This window comes from Deinococcus multiflagellatus (assembly GCF_020166415.1).
Classification (GTDB): Bacteria; Deinococcota; Deinococci; order Deinococcales; family Deinococcaceae; genus Deinococcus; species Deinococcus multiflagellatus.
In genome coordinates, this window is sequence record NZ_JAIQXV010000013.1 from 1 (window position 1) to 14,546 (window position 14,546).

14 protein-coding genes are annotated in these 14,546 nt (G+C 69.1%); 6 read left to right on the forward strand and 8 right to left on the reverse strand.

The window, feature by feature from the left end:
* From K7W41_RS14695 to K7W41_RS14705, 3 genes are all read right to left on the reverse strand, one after another.
* The coding region (locus K7W41_RS14695; protein WP_224609998.1) for a DMT family transporter at nt 1-879 on the reverse strand (879 nt) is incomplete at its 3' end.
* Complete coding sequence (locus K7W41_RS14700) at nt 876-1,496, reverse strand: pyridoxamine 5'-phosphate oxidase family protein (protein WP_224610000.1); 621 nt, start codon at nt 1,494-1,496, stop codon at nt 876-878. The genes K7W41_RS14700 and K7W41_RS14695, both read right to left, overlap by 4 nt.
* Nucleotides 1,493-1,945 (reverse strand): GNAT family N-acetyltransferase, encoded by a 453-nt coding sequence (locus tag K7W41_RS14705; protein WP_224610002.1) that lies wholly within the window; start codon nt 1,943-1,945, stop codon nt 1,493-1,495. Before K7W41_RS14705 ends, K7W41_RS14700 begins: the two co-directional genes overlap by 4 nt.
* Nucleotides 1,946-1,963: 18 nt before the next feature.
* Between K7W41_RS14705 and pdxR the strand changes: the two genes are divergently transcribed.
* From pdxR to K7W41_RS14730, 5 genes are all read left to right on the forward strand, one after another.
* Nucleotides 1,964-3,466, forward strand: coding sequence for a MocR-like pyridoxine biosynthesis transcription factor PdxR (gene pdxR / locus K7W41_RS14710; RefSeq protein WP_224610004.1), 1,503 nt, complete (start codon nt 1,964-1,966; stop codon nt 3,464-3,466).
* Nucleotides 3,467-3,760: 294 nt separating this feature from the next.
* Nucleotides 3,761-4,141 (forward strand): hypothetical protein, encoded by a 381-nt coding sequence (locus K7W41_RS14715; protein WP_224610006.1) that lies wholly within the window; start codon nt 3,761-3,763, stop codon nt 4,139-4,141.
* A 127-nt stretch (nt 4,142-4,268) separates the two neighbouring features.
* On the forward strand, nt 4,269-4,655 hold the full coding sequence (locus K7W41_RS14720) for a hypothetical protein (RefSeq protein ID WP_224610008.1): 387 nt from the start codon (nt 4,269-4,271) through the stop codon (nt 4,653-4,655).
* Nucleotides 4,652-5,809, forward strand: coding sequence for a glutathionylspermidine synthase family protein (locus tag K7W41_RS14725; RefSeq protein WP_224610010.1), 1,158 nt, complete (start codon nt 4,652-4,654; stop codon nt 5,807-5,809). Before K7W41_RS14720 ends, K7W41_RS14725 begins: the two co-directional genes overlap by 4 nt.
* 71 nt (nt 5,810-5,880) lie before the next feature.
* Nucleotides 5,881-6,708 (forward strand): ion transporter, encoded by an 828-nt coding sequence (locus K7W41_RS14730; RefSeq protein ID WP_224610012.1) that lies wholly within the window; start codon nt 5,881-5,883, stop codon nt 6,706-6,708.
* 214 nt (nt 6,709-6,922) lie between these two features.
* Here the strand turns inward: K7W41_RS14730 and K7W41_RS14735 are convergent, their stop codons facing one another.
* The 3 genes from K7W41_RS14735 to K7W41_RS14745 form a co-directional block, all read right to left on the reverse strand.
* Entirely contained in the window at nt 6,923-7,510 is a 588-nt protein-coding gene (locus K7W41_RS14735) for a cob(I)yrinic acid a,c-diamide adenosyltransferase (protein ID WP_224610014.1), read from the reverse strand.
* A 116-nt stretch (nt 7,511-7,626) separates the two neighbouring features.
* On the reverse strand, nt 7,627-9,132 hold the full coding sequence (gene malQ, locus K7W41_RS14740) for a 4-alpha-glucanotransferase (protein WP_224610016.1): 1,506 nt from the start codon (nt 9,130-9,132) through the stop codon (nt 7,627-7,629).
* A 295-nt stretch (nt 9,133-9,427) separates the two neighbouring features.
* Nucleotides 9,428-10,555, reverse strand: a complete 1,128-nt coding sequence (locus K7W41_RS14745) for an N-acetylmuramoyl-L-alanine amidase family protein (RefSeq protein ID WP_318010912.1) — start codon at nt 10,553-10,555, stop codon at nt 9,428-9,430.
* 111 nt (nt 10,556-10,666) lie between these two features.
* On the opposite strand from K7W41_RS14745, the gene K7W41_RS14750 reads away from it, so the two are divergent.
* Entirely contained in the window at nt 10,667-11,296 is a 630-nt protein-coding gene (locus tag K7W41_RS14750) for a hypothetical protein (protein WP_224610019.1), read from the forward strand.
* A 436-nt stretch (nt 11,297-11,732) separates the two neighbouring features.
* Here K7W41_RS14750 and K7W41_RS14755 read toward each other — a convergent pair whose 3' ends face one another.
* Nucleotides 11,733-13,847: an MDR family MFS transporter gene (locus K7W41_RS14755; RefSeq protein WP_224610021.1), complete on the reverse strand. Its 2,115-nt coding sequence runs from the start codon at nt 13,845-13,847 to the stop codon at nt 11,733-11,735.
* The gene (locus tag K7W41_RS14760) at nt 13,844-14,359 is read right to left on the reverse strand and encodes a MarR family winged helix-turn-helix transcriptional regulator (protein ID WP_224610023.1); all 516 of its coding nucleotides are present in this window, start codon (nt 14,357-14,359) and stop codon (nt 13,844-13,846) included. Before K7W41_RS14760 ends, K7W41_RS14755 begins: the two co-directional genes overlap by 4 nt.
* Nucleotides 14,360-14,546: the final 187 nt, after the last annotated feature.

A 14,546-nucleotide genomic window follows, 5' to 3' on the forward strand; every position in this document is an offset into this window, starting at 1 on the left:
GGCACCGGCGGGCGCCGGTTTGGGCGCCCGGCGTGGGCTGTTCAGCAGCAGCAGCCCGGCCAGCACCACCGCCACGCCCAGCAGCGAGGTCACGCCCACCGCCTCACCCGCCAGCGCGCCCCAGAACAGACCCCAGACCGGCAGCAGGTACGTAACGGCCGTGAGCTGCGTGGCCGACAGGCGCGAAAGCAGGCCGTAGTACAGCAGGTACGCCAGCCCGCTGCCCACCACACCCAGCACCGCCAGCGCGCCTACCGCCGTCCAGGTCAGGGGCCCCGGCTGCGCGCCGCTCAGGGCCACGGGGGTCAGCATCAGCGCCGAGAGCCCCAGCTGCGACAGCGCCAGCCCCACCGGATTCAGGCCCGACAGGGTGCGTTTGGCCACCGCCGTGGCGCAGGCGTAGCCCAGGCTGGCCGCCAGCAGCAGCCCTACCCCGAACAGCGTGGCGTGCCCGCCCTGCACGCCGCCGCCCACCGTGAGCACCACGCCCCCCAGCCCCAGCAGCACGCCCAGCGCCACGCGGCCAGAGAGCTGGGCGTCGCGCAGGCCCAGGCCAATGAGCAGGCTGAACAGCGGCGTGGTGGCGTTCAGGATGGCGGCGATGTTAGAGCTGACCGTCTGCTCGCCCCAGGCGAAGAACGACCAGGGAATGACGTTGTTCAGCAGCGCCACCAGCAGCAGCGGTTTCCACAGCCGCAGCGGCGGCAGGCTGTGGCGGCCCAGCAGAAGCGCCGCGAGCAGCACCAGCGCCCCGAACACCGAGCGGCCCAGCGCCACCCAGGCGGGCGGAAAGACCTCCACACTCAGGCGGATCAGCAGAAACGAGATGCCCCAGAAGGCCGAGAGCAGCCCCATCTGCAGGGCGTCGGCGCGGGTCACAGCGCCCCTGCCAGCGGGCGGGGCGCGGCCAGTTCGGGCGGCAGGGGCGGCCAGCCGCCCTCCTGTACCGCCGCCTCGGCCCAGTTCTCCTTGCCGCTCCAGCGCTCAATGGCCAGCGAATAGACCGCTGTGCGCGCCAGGTCGCTGTCCAGAATGGGGCGGGTGTGCTGCCCAATGCGCAGCCCCGGAAACACCCGCTCGCTGAGCACGGTCAGGGCCTCGCGGGCTTCGGCAGGGTCGGTGAGCACGCGGGCGGTGCCGAACACGATCACCGAGCGGTACTGCACCCCCAGTTCCAGCGGCGAGGTGCTGGGCAGCAGACGCCCGATTTCCGAGGCCTCGAAGGCAGCCGGGTGGCCCTGCGCGGTGTTGGCGCGCAGGCGGCCCACAACATTGGTGTGGTACACGAGGTCGTGCCGCTCTGGGCGGTAGGCGAAGGCCAGCGGCGTCACGAATGGCCATGCGGGGCCGCCATCCTCTTGCCATAGGGTGGCCACCCGGCCCAGCGGCACGCGGGAGAGCAGCGCGGCGATCCAGGCGTCGTCGCGCCGGTTCTGTGGGCGGCGGCTGAGGCTGGGATCGCGCGCGGCCGGGTCGTAGAAAGCAGGGGTGGTCATGGCAGCTCCTTGGCAAAGTGGTGCGCGGTGAGGTTCAGGCCCGCGTTCAGGTACAGGCGGTGGGCGGCAAAGCGCGCTGGCCCCACGCCAGAATCCAGGTGCAGTTCGGTGCAGTTGAGGTTCCGGGCTTCACCTTCCAGCCACGCCAGCAGGGCGCCCGCATGGCCCCGGCCGCGCGCTTCGGGGCGGGTGACCAGATCGTCCACGTATAGCGTCCGGCCCGCGTGCAGCAGGTGCATCACGCGGGAGCCGGCCACAGCCACGGCGGCGGGCTGGTCCGCCTCAAAGGCCTCAACAAGGCGGTAGCCCTCGGGCTGGGTGAGGGCCAGGACGGCCTGCAGGGCTTCGGGGGACGCCGTGTGCGGCGACCCCGGCCGCAGTTCGCGCAGGGCGGGCAGGGCCAGGGCCGCCGCCTCTAGAGACAAAGAACGCAGGGTGCGGGCGGTCATGGGGGTACACTAGCGGGCATGGTGGCCCCCAGCACAGCTCCACTTTTGACGCAGACCGGGGGGCCACCTGCGGCCCGGACCGACGACCTGCCCTTTGCCCTGAGCCTGGACCGGCACAGCCCAGAGCCCCTGCACGCCCAGGTGGCGCGGCAGGTGCGCGCGGCGGTGCTGGGGGGCGTGCTGCCCGCAGGCGCGCCGCTGCCCGGCACCCGCACCCTGGCGCGGGCGCTGGGGGTCACGCGCGGGGTGGCCGAGGACGCCTACGCCGAACTGCTGGCCGACGGCACCGTGCAGGCCGAGGTGGGCCGGGGCACCCGCGTGCGCCCCGCCACCCCGGCCCTGCCCGCCCCGGTGGCCCCCGCCGCCCCGGTGCCCGCGTGGCTGCCCCCCACAGGCCCCCTGCCCGTGGACGCCAACCCACCCGCAACAGGCCTGCACTTCCGGCTGGGCGTGACCGGCACCCGCACGCTGGACACCCGCGCGTGGCGCCAGGCCTGGGCGGCGGCGGCGCGCGCCCCGGTGGGCGGCGACTACGGCGACCCCGCTGGCGAGCGCGACCTGCGCGCGGCCCTGGCGGCCTTTGTGGGGCGCCAGCGTGGCCTGGCTGCTACCGAACAGGAGGTGCTGGTGACCAGCGGCACCCTGCACGCCCTGAACCTGATCGTGCGGGCGCTGCTGCCACCGGGCTCGGCGGTGCTGATGGAGAACCCCGGTTACCGCGCCGCGCGGCAGGTGTTTCTGGACGCCGGGCACACCCTGATCCCGGGTCCCGTGGACGAGGACGGCCTGATCGTGGGCCCGCAGACGCCCCCGGCGCGGCTGGCGTACGTGACCCCCAGCCACCAGTTCCCGCTGGGCGGGCGCATGTGCCTGCCCCGGCGCCTCGCCCTGCTGGAATGGGCCAGAACCCACGACGCCCTGATTGTGGAAGACGACTTTGACGGCGAATTCCGCTACGACGCCCCGCCGCTGCCCACCCTGGCCAGTCTGGCGGCCCAGACGGGCGCGGCCGGGCGCGTGCTGTACCTGGGCACCCTGAGCAAGGTGCTGACCCCGGCGGTGCGCACCGGCTTTGTGGTGGCGCCCCCGGCGCTGCGCCCGGCCCTGGTGCGGGCGCGCACCCTGCTGGATTTCGGGCACCCCTTGCCGGTGCAGCAGGCCCTGTGCTGGCTGCTGGCCGGCGGACATGCCGACCGCCACATTCGCCGCGCCCGGCGCTGGCACGCCCAGGTGCGCGCTGCGCTGACCGGCGAACTGCAGGGGCTGGCCCCCCACGCCACCCTGGGCGGCATTGAGGCCGGGCTGCACCTGTGCCTGCACCTGCACGGTGGCCTGCAGGCCAGGGCCCTCGCCGCAGCCCTGGCAGCACGGGGCATCCACGTCAGCACCCTGGAGAGCTACACCTTCGCGGGCCCAGTCCCCGAGGCGCTGCTGCTGGGCTACGGCGGCCTGAGCGCCGCACAGGCGCAGGCCGGGGGGCGGGAACTGGCACGCCTGATTCGGGAACAGGTACAGGGCTAGAGAGGCAGGGCAAAACTGGACCACCCCGGGGGGCATCCAGCCTGGGCCTGCTTGGAGTGTCGGCGTCTGGACACGCCCAGGCACGGCCATTTTCTGAGCCGGATCAGGGCCAGCCGGTGAGGATGGCGCTCTCCCCCTTCCAGAGCCCCAAAAAGTCGCAAAATGCGCGCTGCCCACGAGCTCTTTTAAGCACCCTGACTTGCCTGGCAACCCGACCGAGCCGGGCCGCGACCCGCCAGTCACCGTCCTCTGTTCACCTGCAACTTTTGGATGATCGCCTTCGTACTGAGGAACATGAGAAAGCGCTTCACCCTCCCCCTTCTCGCCGCGCTGCCTGCGGTACTGGCGGCCTGCAATGACGATCTGGACCTCGACCGGTACAGCCGCGTGCGGTACAACTCCTACGCCGACTGCCTTGCGGCCAACCGCACCATGATCAACCGGGGCCTGTCGAATCCCTGCCAGAAAAGCAGCGGTGGATATTACGGCCCCTACGCGCGCATTGTGGGCAGCACCACACGCTATATCGGCTACAGCAGCAGCGGCGGCCTGTCGAGCTCGGGGCTGACCTACGACAGCAAAAAGGGCACCTACGGCAGTTTCAAGGCGCCCGTCAGCCGGGGCGGCTTCACCAGCAGTGCACGCGCGGGCAGCTCCAGCAGCGGCAGCAGCTAACACCGCCTTTCCGTCAAACGGACCGAGCACAAGAGCCGCATCTCGCCTCGGTTCCGCCAGGACGGCGCCGGGGGGCCGCCTTCCGCAGCCGGCCTCAAGCCCTCCCTTTTTTTCCCAGGACCCGATCATGACCAAACGATTTCACCTGACCCTGATGACCACTGTGCTGCCCGGCCTGCTGGCCTCGTGCATGGACAGCCCCGCGCAGACCTACCAGACGCAGCCGGCCCAGCTGGCCACCATCCCCGAAGGCTGCGAACTGGAGGCCGACGGCGAACTCGACTGCGACAACGACCACTCGGTCAAGCTGAAGTCCGGCAAGACCAGCAAGGCGGCCAAAGCTGTGGTGGGCGCTGTCGTGGCGGGGGCCGCCGTCCAGGCCAGCCGCCGCAGCGCTCCCCCGGCGGCCAGCACCCCCACGGGCAGCTCCGTCAACAGCGCCTCGACGGTCTCGCGCGGCGGCCTGACGAGCACCGCCCGCGCCAGCAGTACCAGCAGCGGGTACGGCGGATGAAGCGCCTGACCCTTCCCCCCCGCCCGGACTGGGAAGCGCGGCTGCGCGAGGTGGGCTTTACGTGGTACGCCGCCACCCCCGAACACCCGGTGCCCTACTGGAGCGAGGACGGCTTTTACGCCTTCAGCCCGGCAGAAATCGAGACGCTGAAGGCCACAACCCAGGACCTGACCGACATGGTGCTGGCCGTGACCGGGCACGCGATTGAGGGCGGGCGGCTGGCCGAACTGGGCATTCCCGCCTTTCTGCACTCGGCGGTGCGCGACTCCTGGGAGCGCGACGACCCCACGGTGTACATGCGCCTGGACGTGGCCTACGACGGCCAGGGGGGCGTGAAGCTGCTGGAGGTGAATGCCCAGACGCCCACCAGCCTGCTGGAAGCGGCGGTCAGCCAGTGGCAGTGGCTCGAAGACCGCCAGCGCCGAGGCGAACTGCCCGCCGGGGCCGCGCAGTGGAACACCATCCACGAGGGCCTGGGCGAGCAGTGGGCGCACCTGAACGCGGCGCGGGGACTGCATGAGGTGACCTTCAGTTCGGCGCGGGTGGACGAGGACATTGCCACCGTGACCTACCTGCGCGAACTGGCCGAGGCGGCGGGCATCCGGGGGGCCTTTCTGTTTGCCGACGAACTGGGCACCAGCCCCCAGGAAGGCTACCTGCTGGACACCTGGAGCCTGCCCATCCGGCAGCTGATGTGGCTGTGGCCCTACGAGTACGCCTGGGAATCGCGCGACGCCGCCTTCCTGGCCAGCACCGGCACCCGCTTTCTGGAGCCGCTGTGGAAGACAGCCACCGGCAGCAAGGGCCTGCTGGCGCTGCTGCACGAACACTATCCCGGCCACCCCGCGCTGCTGCCCGCCACCCTGACCCCCGGGGCGCTGGGCGAGAACGTGGTGAAAAAGCCGCTGTTTTCCCGCGAAGGGCAAAATGTGCAGCTGCCGGGGCAGGCCAGCACGCCGGGCGTGTACGGCGACCTGGCGGCCGTGGAACAGGCCTACACCGAACTGCCCACCTTTGAGGCCGAGGACGGCCCGCGTTACCCGGTGCTGGGCGTGTGGGTGGCCGGCGCCGAGGTCTGCGGCCTGGGCATCCGCGAGGGCCGCAGCCGCGTGACCGACAACCGCGCCACCTTCGCCCCCCACGTGGTGCTCTGAGCATGGGCCGGGCGAGCGATGAAAGCGAGGATCAGGGGCTAGCCCAGCCCCCTGGCCCCGGCGGCTCCCCCATGCCCCGCTCTGCCCACCCGGACCTGATGCACCGCCTGAGCGACTTTCTGGACCCCACCGACGGCGCGGGGCTGGCCGAGCGCCTCTTTAACGCGCTGCTGGTGGTGCTGATCCTACTGACCGTGACCCTGACCATCGTGGGCACGGTGCCCAGCGTGGAGCGGGAATATGGCGCGGCCATCCGGGCCTTTGACTACGTGTGCGCGGCGGTGTTCGGCGCCGAATATCTGGCGCGGCTGTACGTGACGCCGCTGCGGCCCGGCTACGGTTCACGCCCGGCCGATTACTGGCGCTACGCCACCGCGCCCCTGCCCCTCATTGACCTCGTGGTGCTGCTTTCGCTGCTGATTCCGGGCAGCGCGGCCCTGGCCAGCCTGCGTGGGCTGCGGCTCCTGAAACTGCTGTCGCTGCTGAAACTGGGCCGCTATTCGGATTCGCTGCTGCTGATCGGCCGGGTGATCGCCCAGCGCGCCGGCGAACTGCTGACCACCGTGCTGATCGTGATTGTGCTGGTGTTTATCGCTGCCAGTGTGCTGTATCAGGTGGAAGCGGAGGCCGGCACCAAGGGCTTTGAGAGCATTCCCCAGGCGCTGTGGTGGGCGGTGGTGACCCTGACCACCACCGGGTACGGCGACGTGTACCCGGCCACGCCGCTGGGCAAGGCAGCGGCCGGCTTGATCATGCTGTTCGGCGTGGGCATGGTGGCGCTGCCGGCCGGGATGGTGGCCAGCGGCTTTGCCGAGGAGTTGGCCCGGCTCCGTCAGGAAGAACAGGCCGCCGCCCGCTCCATGCGCTACTGCCCCCACTGCGGCGAACCGCTGGAATAGGACAGGGGCAGGAGGGGCGCATCCAGATGGCCATGCGCAACTTGGTGCCTTCTGGGCCGCAGTGCAGGTCCGCGCGACTTGAACGGTTGTGGCCGAGCCCGGCGCGCAGAAAGTGGCCCAGGACGAACCCACCCTGTCTGACCCACACCACCCACAAAAACGGCCCGGGGCTGATGCAGCCACCGGGCCGTTCTTGCGCCTCCTTCTGACCTGCTTATTCCAGCGTATGGGGACGGCGGCCCTTGACCAGCCACGCCTCTTCCGTCAGGCCCGCCCCCTGGTTGGCGGCGCGGGCCATGATGAACAGCAGGTCCGACAGGCGGTTCAGGTAGATCACGACCTGGGTATTGATCTCTTCTTCAGCCTGCAGGCGAATCACCTCGCGCTCGGCGCGGCGGGCCACCGCGCGGGCCACCTGCAGCGTGGCGGCGGCGGGCGTGCCCCCGGGGTGCACGAAGCCGGTAAAGGGCGGGGCCGCTTCCTGGTAGCGGTCAATCATGGCTTCCAGAAAGGTCACGTCCTGGCCGTCCATGCGCGACAGTTTGGCCTCGTAGCGCGAGCCGGACCGGGTGGCCAGATCGGCGCCAATGTCAAAGAGGGCGTTTTGCAGGTATTCCAGGTCCTGGTCCAGTGCGGGGTCCGGCTTGTGGCTGCGGGTGTTGTGTGCGCGCGCCAGCCCAATAAACGAATTCAGTTCGTCCACCGTGCCGTAGGCCTCCACGCGGGCGCTGGCCTTGCTGACCCGCTCGGCGCCGTACAGGCCCGTGGTGCCGCCGTCTCCTGTTTTGGTGTAGAGCTTCATGGGGATACTGTAGAGGGTTGATGGTGGAAGGTTGATGGACAGGAGAGCCATGGCAGAAAGCAGATGGCGAAGGTACCAACCCCCGCCATCTGCTTTCTGCCATCAGCCTCTTCCCGCTACAGGCGGCCGGTGTCCTCGGTCAGCTGCCGCAGGGCCACGGCCAGGTCCGCGCGCAGGGCTTCGGGGCGGTAGCGCCAGGTCCAGTTGTGGTCGCCGGTGGTGCCGGGGAGGTTCATACGGGCCTCGGTGCCCAGGTTAAAGATGTCCTGCAGGGGCACCACGGCCAGCTTGGCGCGGCTTTCAAAGGCCATGCGCGTCAGCAGGGCGGCGAACGTCTCCTCGCTGGGGTCGCTGCTGGTGTACACGCGGAAGTTGTGGCGCTCCAGTTCATCGGCCGCGCGCCACCAGCCGCGCGTGGTGTCGTTGTCGTGGGTGCCGGTGTAGACGACCTGATTCTCGCGCAGGTTGTGCGGCAGGAAGTCGTTCACGCTGAAATCGCCGCCGCCAAAGGCAAACTGCAGCACCGCCATGCCAGGAAACTGAAAATCGTCGCGCAGCTTTTCCACGTCGGGCGTCACCACACCCAGGTCCTCGGCAATGATAGGCAGTTCGCCCAGCGCACCCAGCACCGCCTCGAACATGGCGTGGCCGGGCGCGGGGACCCAGCGGCCATGAATGGCGGTCTCGGCCGGGAAGGGAATTTCCCAGTACGCCGCAAAACCCCGGAAGTGGTCAATACGGATCACGTCGTACAGCTTCAGGCTGCCCTGAAAGCGCTTGATCCACCACTGAAAGCCGTCGGCCTGCATGGCGTCCCAGCGGTAGAGGGGGTTGCCCCACAGCTGCCCGGTTTCACTGAAATAGTCCGGCGGCACGCCCGCCACCACCGTGGGCTGGCCCTGATCGTCGAAATAGAACTGATCGCGCCCGGCCCAGGCGTCACTGGAGTCCATCGCCACAAAAATCGGAATGTCCCCGATCACCTGAATGCCCTTCTCGGCGGCGTAGCGGCGCAGCACCGTCCACTGGCGGAAGAACAGGAACTGAATAAACTTCACCCGCTCGGTCACGTGCACCAGCCGCTCGCGGGCCTGGGCCAGCACCTGGGGGTCGCGGTCGCGGGCGCCCGCCTCCCAGGCATTCCACGGCAGGCCGCCGTGGGCTTCTTTCAGCGCCATGAACAGGGCGTAGTCATCCAGCCACTCGGCTTCGGCCGCCTTGAACGCCTCGAAATCCGGGGTCAGGTGAGGGCCGCCCCCCGAGGCGTACCGGGCGTGCGCCCGCTCCAGCATCTGGTTGCGCCACACGTACTGCAAGCCGAAATCCACCTTGTCGGCCGAAAATTCGGGCACGTCGGCAAAGTCGCGCTCGTCCAGCAGGCCGTGTTCACGCAGCGCCATCAGGTCAATCAGGTAGGGGTTGCCCGCAAAGGCCGAAAACGCCTGATAGGGACTGTCGCCGTAGCCGGTGGGCCCCAGGGGCATCACCTGCCAGTAGCGTTGGCCCGCACGGGCCAGCCAGTCGATAAAGGTGCGCGCAGACTGGCCCAGTTCGCCGATGCCGTAGGGCCCGGGGAGGCTGGTGGGGTGCAGCAGAATGCCGCTGGAACGTGTAATGGTCATGAGTGAACCTCCGAACAGACAAAAACGGGCCGCGTCACTTCACCAGACATGGAAGTGATTCCAGAACATGAGGATAGTACAGTGCCGCTCCCGGCTGGGATTCAACCCGGGCTGAGCAGGCGCTGAAGGCGTGCCCACTGACCGTGCGCAGGAGCGGTGGGCCGGCCCACCAAGGGGTCCTGTGCCCAGGGATTCAGGACGCCTCCCGTTGCGCTGGGTGGGGTCCTCTTCGCCACTGTCCCGGGGGTTCCTTCTCTGCGGCGCCCACCACGCGGCCACGCCTGACCCGTCCCCCTTACTTGGTGTTCAGGAAATCCAGAATGGCGCGGGCCAGGGCCTGGGCCACGCGTTCGCGGTAGGCGGCCTGGGCCAGCAGGGGGCCTTCCACCGGACTGCTGCCAAAGCCCACTTCGACCAGAATGGCAGGCGTGGTGGGGTTACGGATCACATAAAAGGCGTCGGTGCGCACGCCCCGGTTGACCGCGCCCGTGGCGGCGATCAGCTGACCCTGCACCTTGCTGGCCAGCTGACGGCTGAACGCCACCTTGGCCTGGGCCAGAAGGTCACCCAGCAGGTTCTGCGCGAGACTGGCGGCGGCGCGGGTCAGTTCTTCCCCCACGCTGCCGCCACCGTTTTCCTGCACCGCAAGGCTGCGCGTGCTGCCCGCCAGCGGCTGCCCGAAATAATAGGTCTCGATGCCCTGGGCACTGGGCCCGGCTGAGTTCACGTGAATGCTGACAAAGGCGCTCACCTGCCCGGTGTTCGCCAGCCGCGAGCGGGCCTCCAGGTCGGCGCGCTTGTTGGCACTCAGGTGCTGGTCGGCGGTGCGGGTCATCACCACGTCCACGCCGTGCTGCACCAGCACCGCGCGGGTGCGCAGGGCAATGTCCAGGGTCACGTCCTCTTCGCGCACCCAGCGGCTGACGGCGCCGCTGTCCACGCCGCCGTGCCCGGCGTCCAGCACCACACGGGGGCGGATGGCAGGGCTCGCGGTGCTGACCGGGCGGGCCACTGCCGCTGGCGGGGGGGTGGGCGTGGCTGGCATGCGGCTGGCGGCCACACTGGTAGGTACGTCAATGACCAGCCGCGCCGTCTGCCCGGCCGCGGGGGGCAACACGCTGACCTTGGCCTGCGCGTGGCCCCTGGCCAGGGTCACGCTGACGGTGCCGCCGGCCACCGCGTAGGCGGTCACGCCCGGGGCATTCAGGGGGCCCTGCTCGGTTTTCAGGGGCACATCGAGCTTTACGGTGACGCTCTGGCCCGCCACCTTGACTTGACTGGCGGCCACGCGCGGCAGGTCAAACACCAGACGGGTGTAGCCGTCGTGCTGGCCCACGCGGGGGGCAGCCAGGGCCGTGGACAGAACAGACAGCAGCGCCAGGGCGGCGCCACGCAGCGGAACAGAGACAGCGGCGGGCTTCACTGCGCCGAGCTTAGCGCCCCGGGCCCTGCGAGCGGATGACAGACCATGAGCTGAAGCCCAGCTGACGCGTTCCCTCACGCCCCACGGAGCGGCGCCGCGTAGGGTAACGGGATGCCCCGAGTTCTTTCCCTGATGCTGCTGGGCCTGCTAAGCGTAGGCGCCCAGGCCCTGACCTTTGGCGGCTTAAACGTCACCCCGCGCGGCGAGCAGCGCCTGAACCTGGAGACGGGCGCCACCGAACTGCCCCAGGGCGGCACCGCCACTGATGCCCGCAGCGGGCTGAAGCTCAGTGCCCAGCGCCTGACCCTGCTGCCCGGGCAGACCCTCAAAGCCCAGGGCGCTGCCGTAACCACCAAGCAGGGCGGCACCCTGAGCGCCCCGCAGCTGACCTACGACCTGAAGGCCGGCACGGTTACGGCCTCGGGCGGCGTGACCTACAGCGACGCGCGCCTGCAGGGCCTGAGCGCCCCCACGCTGACCGTGTACCTGAACACGGGTTTCGTGGTGGCCTCGGGCGGGGTGAAGGCCAAGACCCCGGCGCTGTCGGGCGCGGCCCTGATCTTCGACCCCGCCACGGTGCAGGCGGTGCTGACGGGGCCCTATCAGGTGAGCCAGGGCACCCTCAAGGTGCAGGCTTCAACTGGCCACCTGCTGATGGTCTTTGGCGGCAACCGGGTGGTGCGCGTCACCCAGACCCCCGACGCCGAGACCCTGGCGCGCTTTGGCCCGTATCTGAAGTAAAGGGGGCGCGGGGTGAGCCCACGCCGCCTTATACGCCTGCCGGATCATCCGTGACCGCCCCTCCCGACGGGTTCACCTGTGAGGGAAGAACAGATGAACCGGAATCGTCATCAGACGGGCTTAGAGCGGTTGACCAAAGCACCCCCTCACCCCTCGCTGCGGCGCCGCTCTTCGAGTCCCACGCGGGCAGAGGGTCGAGACCCAACATCCTCTTGATGTCAGCGGCTCTCAAATGACTGGCTTCTCGCCTGATCCCTTGCTGTGTTCCCCTCTCCCCTGGTGGGAGAGGGAGGGAGGAGCGCAGCGACGGAAGGGTGAGGGGGCCGCCGGGTGGCCCCAACGGGTCTGGAACCCCTTGAGTTCTGTATCACAGCCCAGGGCCCCTCCGGTCAAGGAAGGGCCCTGGGCGCAACTGTTCGCTGCCGTGAAGCGTGCTTTAGATCTCCACGTGGGCAGGGGCGGCTTTTTCACCCTTCTCGCGGCGGGGAATCTGAAGGTTGGGCATCATCAGCGTGGCCAGGAAGGCCAGCAGGGCCACCAGAATGGAGTAGCGGTAGATGCTGGAGATGGTGTCGGCAAAGGCCACCTTGGCGGCGCGCGCACTGGCCAGCGAGATCTTCTCGCCGTCGTTCACGCCGTTCAGCGCCGCCGTGAGGGCCTGCTGCGTGGCCTGCTGGGCCGCCGCCGCTTCACCCTGGGCCAGCCCCTGGCGAATGCCGGCCAGAATCTGCTCGCGGGCCTGGGGCGCGGCCAGTGCCTGGGCGGGGATGGTGCTCAGGCGCGCGCGCAGTTCCTGGGGCAGCTGGGGATTGGCGGCCACGGCCTGCAGCTGCTTGGGATCACCGCTGTTCACGGCCTGCTCGATGGCGGCCTGCGTCTGGGCAAAGCCGGCCTTCACCTGGGCGGGCACGCCGCCTTCGGGAATCGAGGTAAAGCGGGTGCGGGCTTCGGCGGGCAGGCTGGCAATGAACTTGTCGGTCTTCAGTGCCTGCAGGGCGGCGGGGTCGCCACTTTCGATGGCCTTGGTGACGTTCTGGCGCAGCGTCGCGAAGCGGGCCCCAATCTGCTCGGGGGTCTCGGGGGTGGCGTTACGGTCGCCCCCGTTCTTGTTGCCCCCGGCCTTGATGCTGTCCCCAATTTCCTGAAGACGGGTCGCCACCGTGCCCTGGTTGGCGGCGGCCTGCGCGGCAAACTGGGTGGCGAGGTTGCTGCTGACCCCGGCGGTCAGCACGGCGCCGAAAATGGCGGTGCCAATCGTGCTGCCCATCTGCTGGAAAAACTGCCCGGCGCTGGTGGCCACGCCGATTTCCCAGGGCTTGACCGCCAGTTGCAGGGCGGTGGTGTACAGCGGCAGGGCGGGCCCCAGGCCCAGGCCCAGCAGCACCATGCGAATGACCACGCTGCCATAGCTGGAATCGGCATTCAGGGTGGACAGGGCAAAAAAGCCCAGGGCAGCGGTGATCAGGCCGATCAGCATCAGGGGCTTGTAGCGGCCCATACGGCTGGCAATCTGCCCGGAGCCGACGGCCCCGATGATCAGGCCCACGGTCAGCGGAATGGTGGCGGTCCCGGCCTTGGTGGCCGACACCCCCTGCACCTGCACCAGATACAGGCTGAGGAACAGAATGGCGCCCAGGAACCCGGCCCCGATCATGAAGCGGGCAATGGCCCCCCAGGCAAACGTGGGGTTCTTGAACAGGGTCAGCGGCAGAATGGGGCTTTCGTGGCGGCTTTCGGCCACCAGAAAGGCGATCAGGGCGGCGGCGCTCAGGCCGAACAGGCCCAGGATGGTGGGGCTGGTCCAGGCGTAGTTGCCGTCCGCGCCCCAGGTGAGGGCCAGCAGCATCGGCACGGCAAACACCAGAATCAGGAAAGCACCCAGCCAGTCCACGCGCGCTTTCAGGCCGCTGGCCAGCCGGGGCATCTTGCTGGCAATAAAGGCCAGCGCCAGCAGCCCGATAGGCAGGTTCACGTAAAACACCCAGCGCCACGACACATGGTCAGTCAGGAAGCCGCCCAGCAGCGGCCCAATCACGCTGCTTAGGCCGAACACGGCGCCGAACAGCCCCTGGTAGCGTGGGCGGTCCACGGGCTCAAAGAGGTCGGCGATGATGGCAAAGGCCACCGAGCCCAGCGCGGCGGCGCCCACGCCCTGCAGGCCACGGAACACCACCAGCTGCATCATGCCGCCGCCGAACAGGTTGCCCAGAAAGGGCTCGCCGGCCAGCCCGCACAGCGCCGAGCCCAGCAGGAAAATCACGATCCCGATCATCAGGATCGGTTTGCGGCCGTACAGGTCCGAGAGTTTGCCGTAAATGGGCACCAGCGCGGTGTTGGTGAGCAGGTAGGCGGTGGTGACCCAGGAGTACAGCGACAGGCCGTTGAGTTCCTGGGTGATGCGGGGCATGGCGGTGGACACGATGGTCTGGTCCAGCCCGCTGAGAAACAGGCCCAGCAGCACGCCAAAGAGAATCAGGCGCTTGGTGGGCAGATCGAGCGTCTTGGCGTAATCAATGCGCCCGGCGGGCTCGGCAGTGGAAGGGGTGGTCATGGATGCTCCTGACAGGGGGGCGAAAGCGGTTCAAGTTCGTCCAGCAGGCTTTGCAGGTGGCGCTCGGCTGCCGTGATGGTGTCCAGGTTCAGCCCGGTGAAGGTCGTGACATAGGCGCGCACAAATTCAGCGTCCATGCGCCCCACCACGCTGCGCCCGGCGTCGGTCAGGTCCACCAGTTTCTCGCGGCGGTTGTCCGGGTTTTCCTGGCGGGCGGCCAGCCCCCGTTTCACCAGCCGCTCCACAAGGTGGCTGGCGGCGGGCAGGCTCAGGCGGGTGCGCTCGCTCAGCTGGGTCACGCTTAGGGGTGCGTGGGCGCGCAGCTGGTGCAGCGCCGTTACCTGCGAAAAGCTGAGGTCGTGGCCCTGCAGCTCGTCTTGCATGCCGCGCATCACCCGGCTGCTGATCAGGCGGTGCAGGCGTTTCATGGTGTGGCCCAGGCGCTGGGCGGCCTCCACATGCTCGGGAGTGGGCGGCGGTCGGTCGGGGGGTGACAGCTCAGGAGGAGTCATACTTCCAAGTTTGCAACAATCTCATAGGCTGCACAATATGACATATCAGACTTTTCCAACCATAGATCAATTGGCTGAGCAGTGGGCCTGTGGAGGCCATCGGAATGGGCAGCTTGGTTTCGATTGCAAGCCTAATGCCACGCTCCGGGTGATGGAGGCTTGGGCAGAGGAGGCTTGAGGGCCGCCG

Bases quoted from the DNA above. Each gene is read 5' to 3' on its own strand.
- K7W41_RS14715 (WP_224610006.1), top strand. From the start codon at position 3,761: ATGAGAAAGCGCTTCACCCTCCCCCTTCTCGCCGCGCTGCCTGCGGTA.
- K7W41_RS14750 (WP_224610019.1), top strand. From the start codon at position 10,667: ATGCCCCGAGTTCTTTCCCTGATGCTGCTGGGCCTGCTAAGCGTAGGC.
- K7W41_RS14700 (WP_224610000.1), bottom strand. From the start codon at position 1,496: ATGACCACCCCTGCTTTCTACGACCCGGCCGCGCGCGATCCCAGCCTC.
- K7W41_RS14705 (WP_224610002.1), bottom strand. From the start codon at position 1,945: ATGACCGCCCGCACCCTGCGTTCTTTGTCTCTAGAGGCGGCGGCCCTG.
- K7W41_RS14725 (WP_224610010.1), top strand. From the start codon at position 4,652: ATGAAGCGCCTGACCCTTCCCCCCCGCCCGGACTGGGAAGCGCGGCTG.
- K7W41_RS14755 (WP_224610021.1), bottom strand. From the start codon at position 13,847: ATGACCACCCCTTCCACTGCCGAGCCCGCCGGGCGCATTGATTACGCC.
- pdxR (WP_224610004.1), top strand. From the start codon at position 1,964: ATGGTGGCCCCCAGCACAGCTCCACTTTTGACGCAGACCGGGGGGCCA.
- K7W41_RS14760 (WP_224610023.1), bottom strand. From the start codon at position 14,359: ATGACTCCTCCTGAGCTGTCACCCCCCGACCGACCGCCGCCCACTCCC.
- K7W41_RS14735 (WP_224610014.1), bottom strand. From the start codon at position 7,510: ATGAAGCTCTACACCAAAACAGGAGACGGCGGCACCACGGGCCTGTAC.
- K7W41_RS14730 (WP_224610012.1), top strand. From the start codon at position 5,881: ATGCCCCGCTCTGCCCACCCGGACCTGATGCACCGCCTGAGCGACTTT.
- malQ (WP_224610016.1), bottom strand. From the start codon at position 9,132: ATGACCATTACACGTTCCAGCGGCATTCTGCTGCACCCCACCAGCCTC.
- K7W41_RS14720 (WP_224610008.1), top strand. From the start codon at position 4,269: ATGACCAAACGATTTCACCTGACCCTGATGACCACTGTGCTGCCCGGC.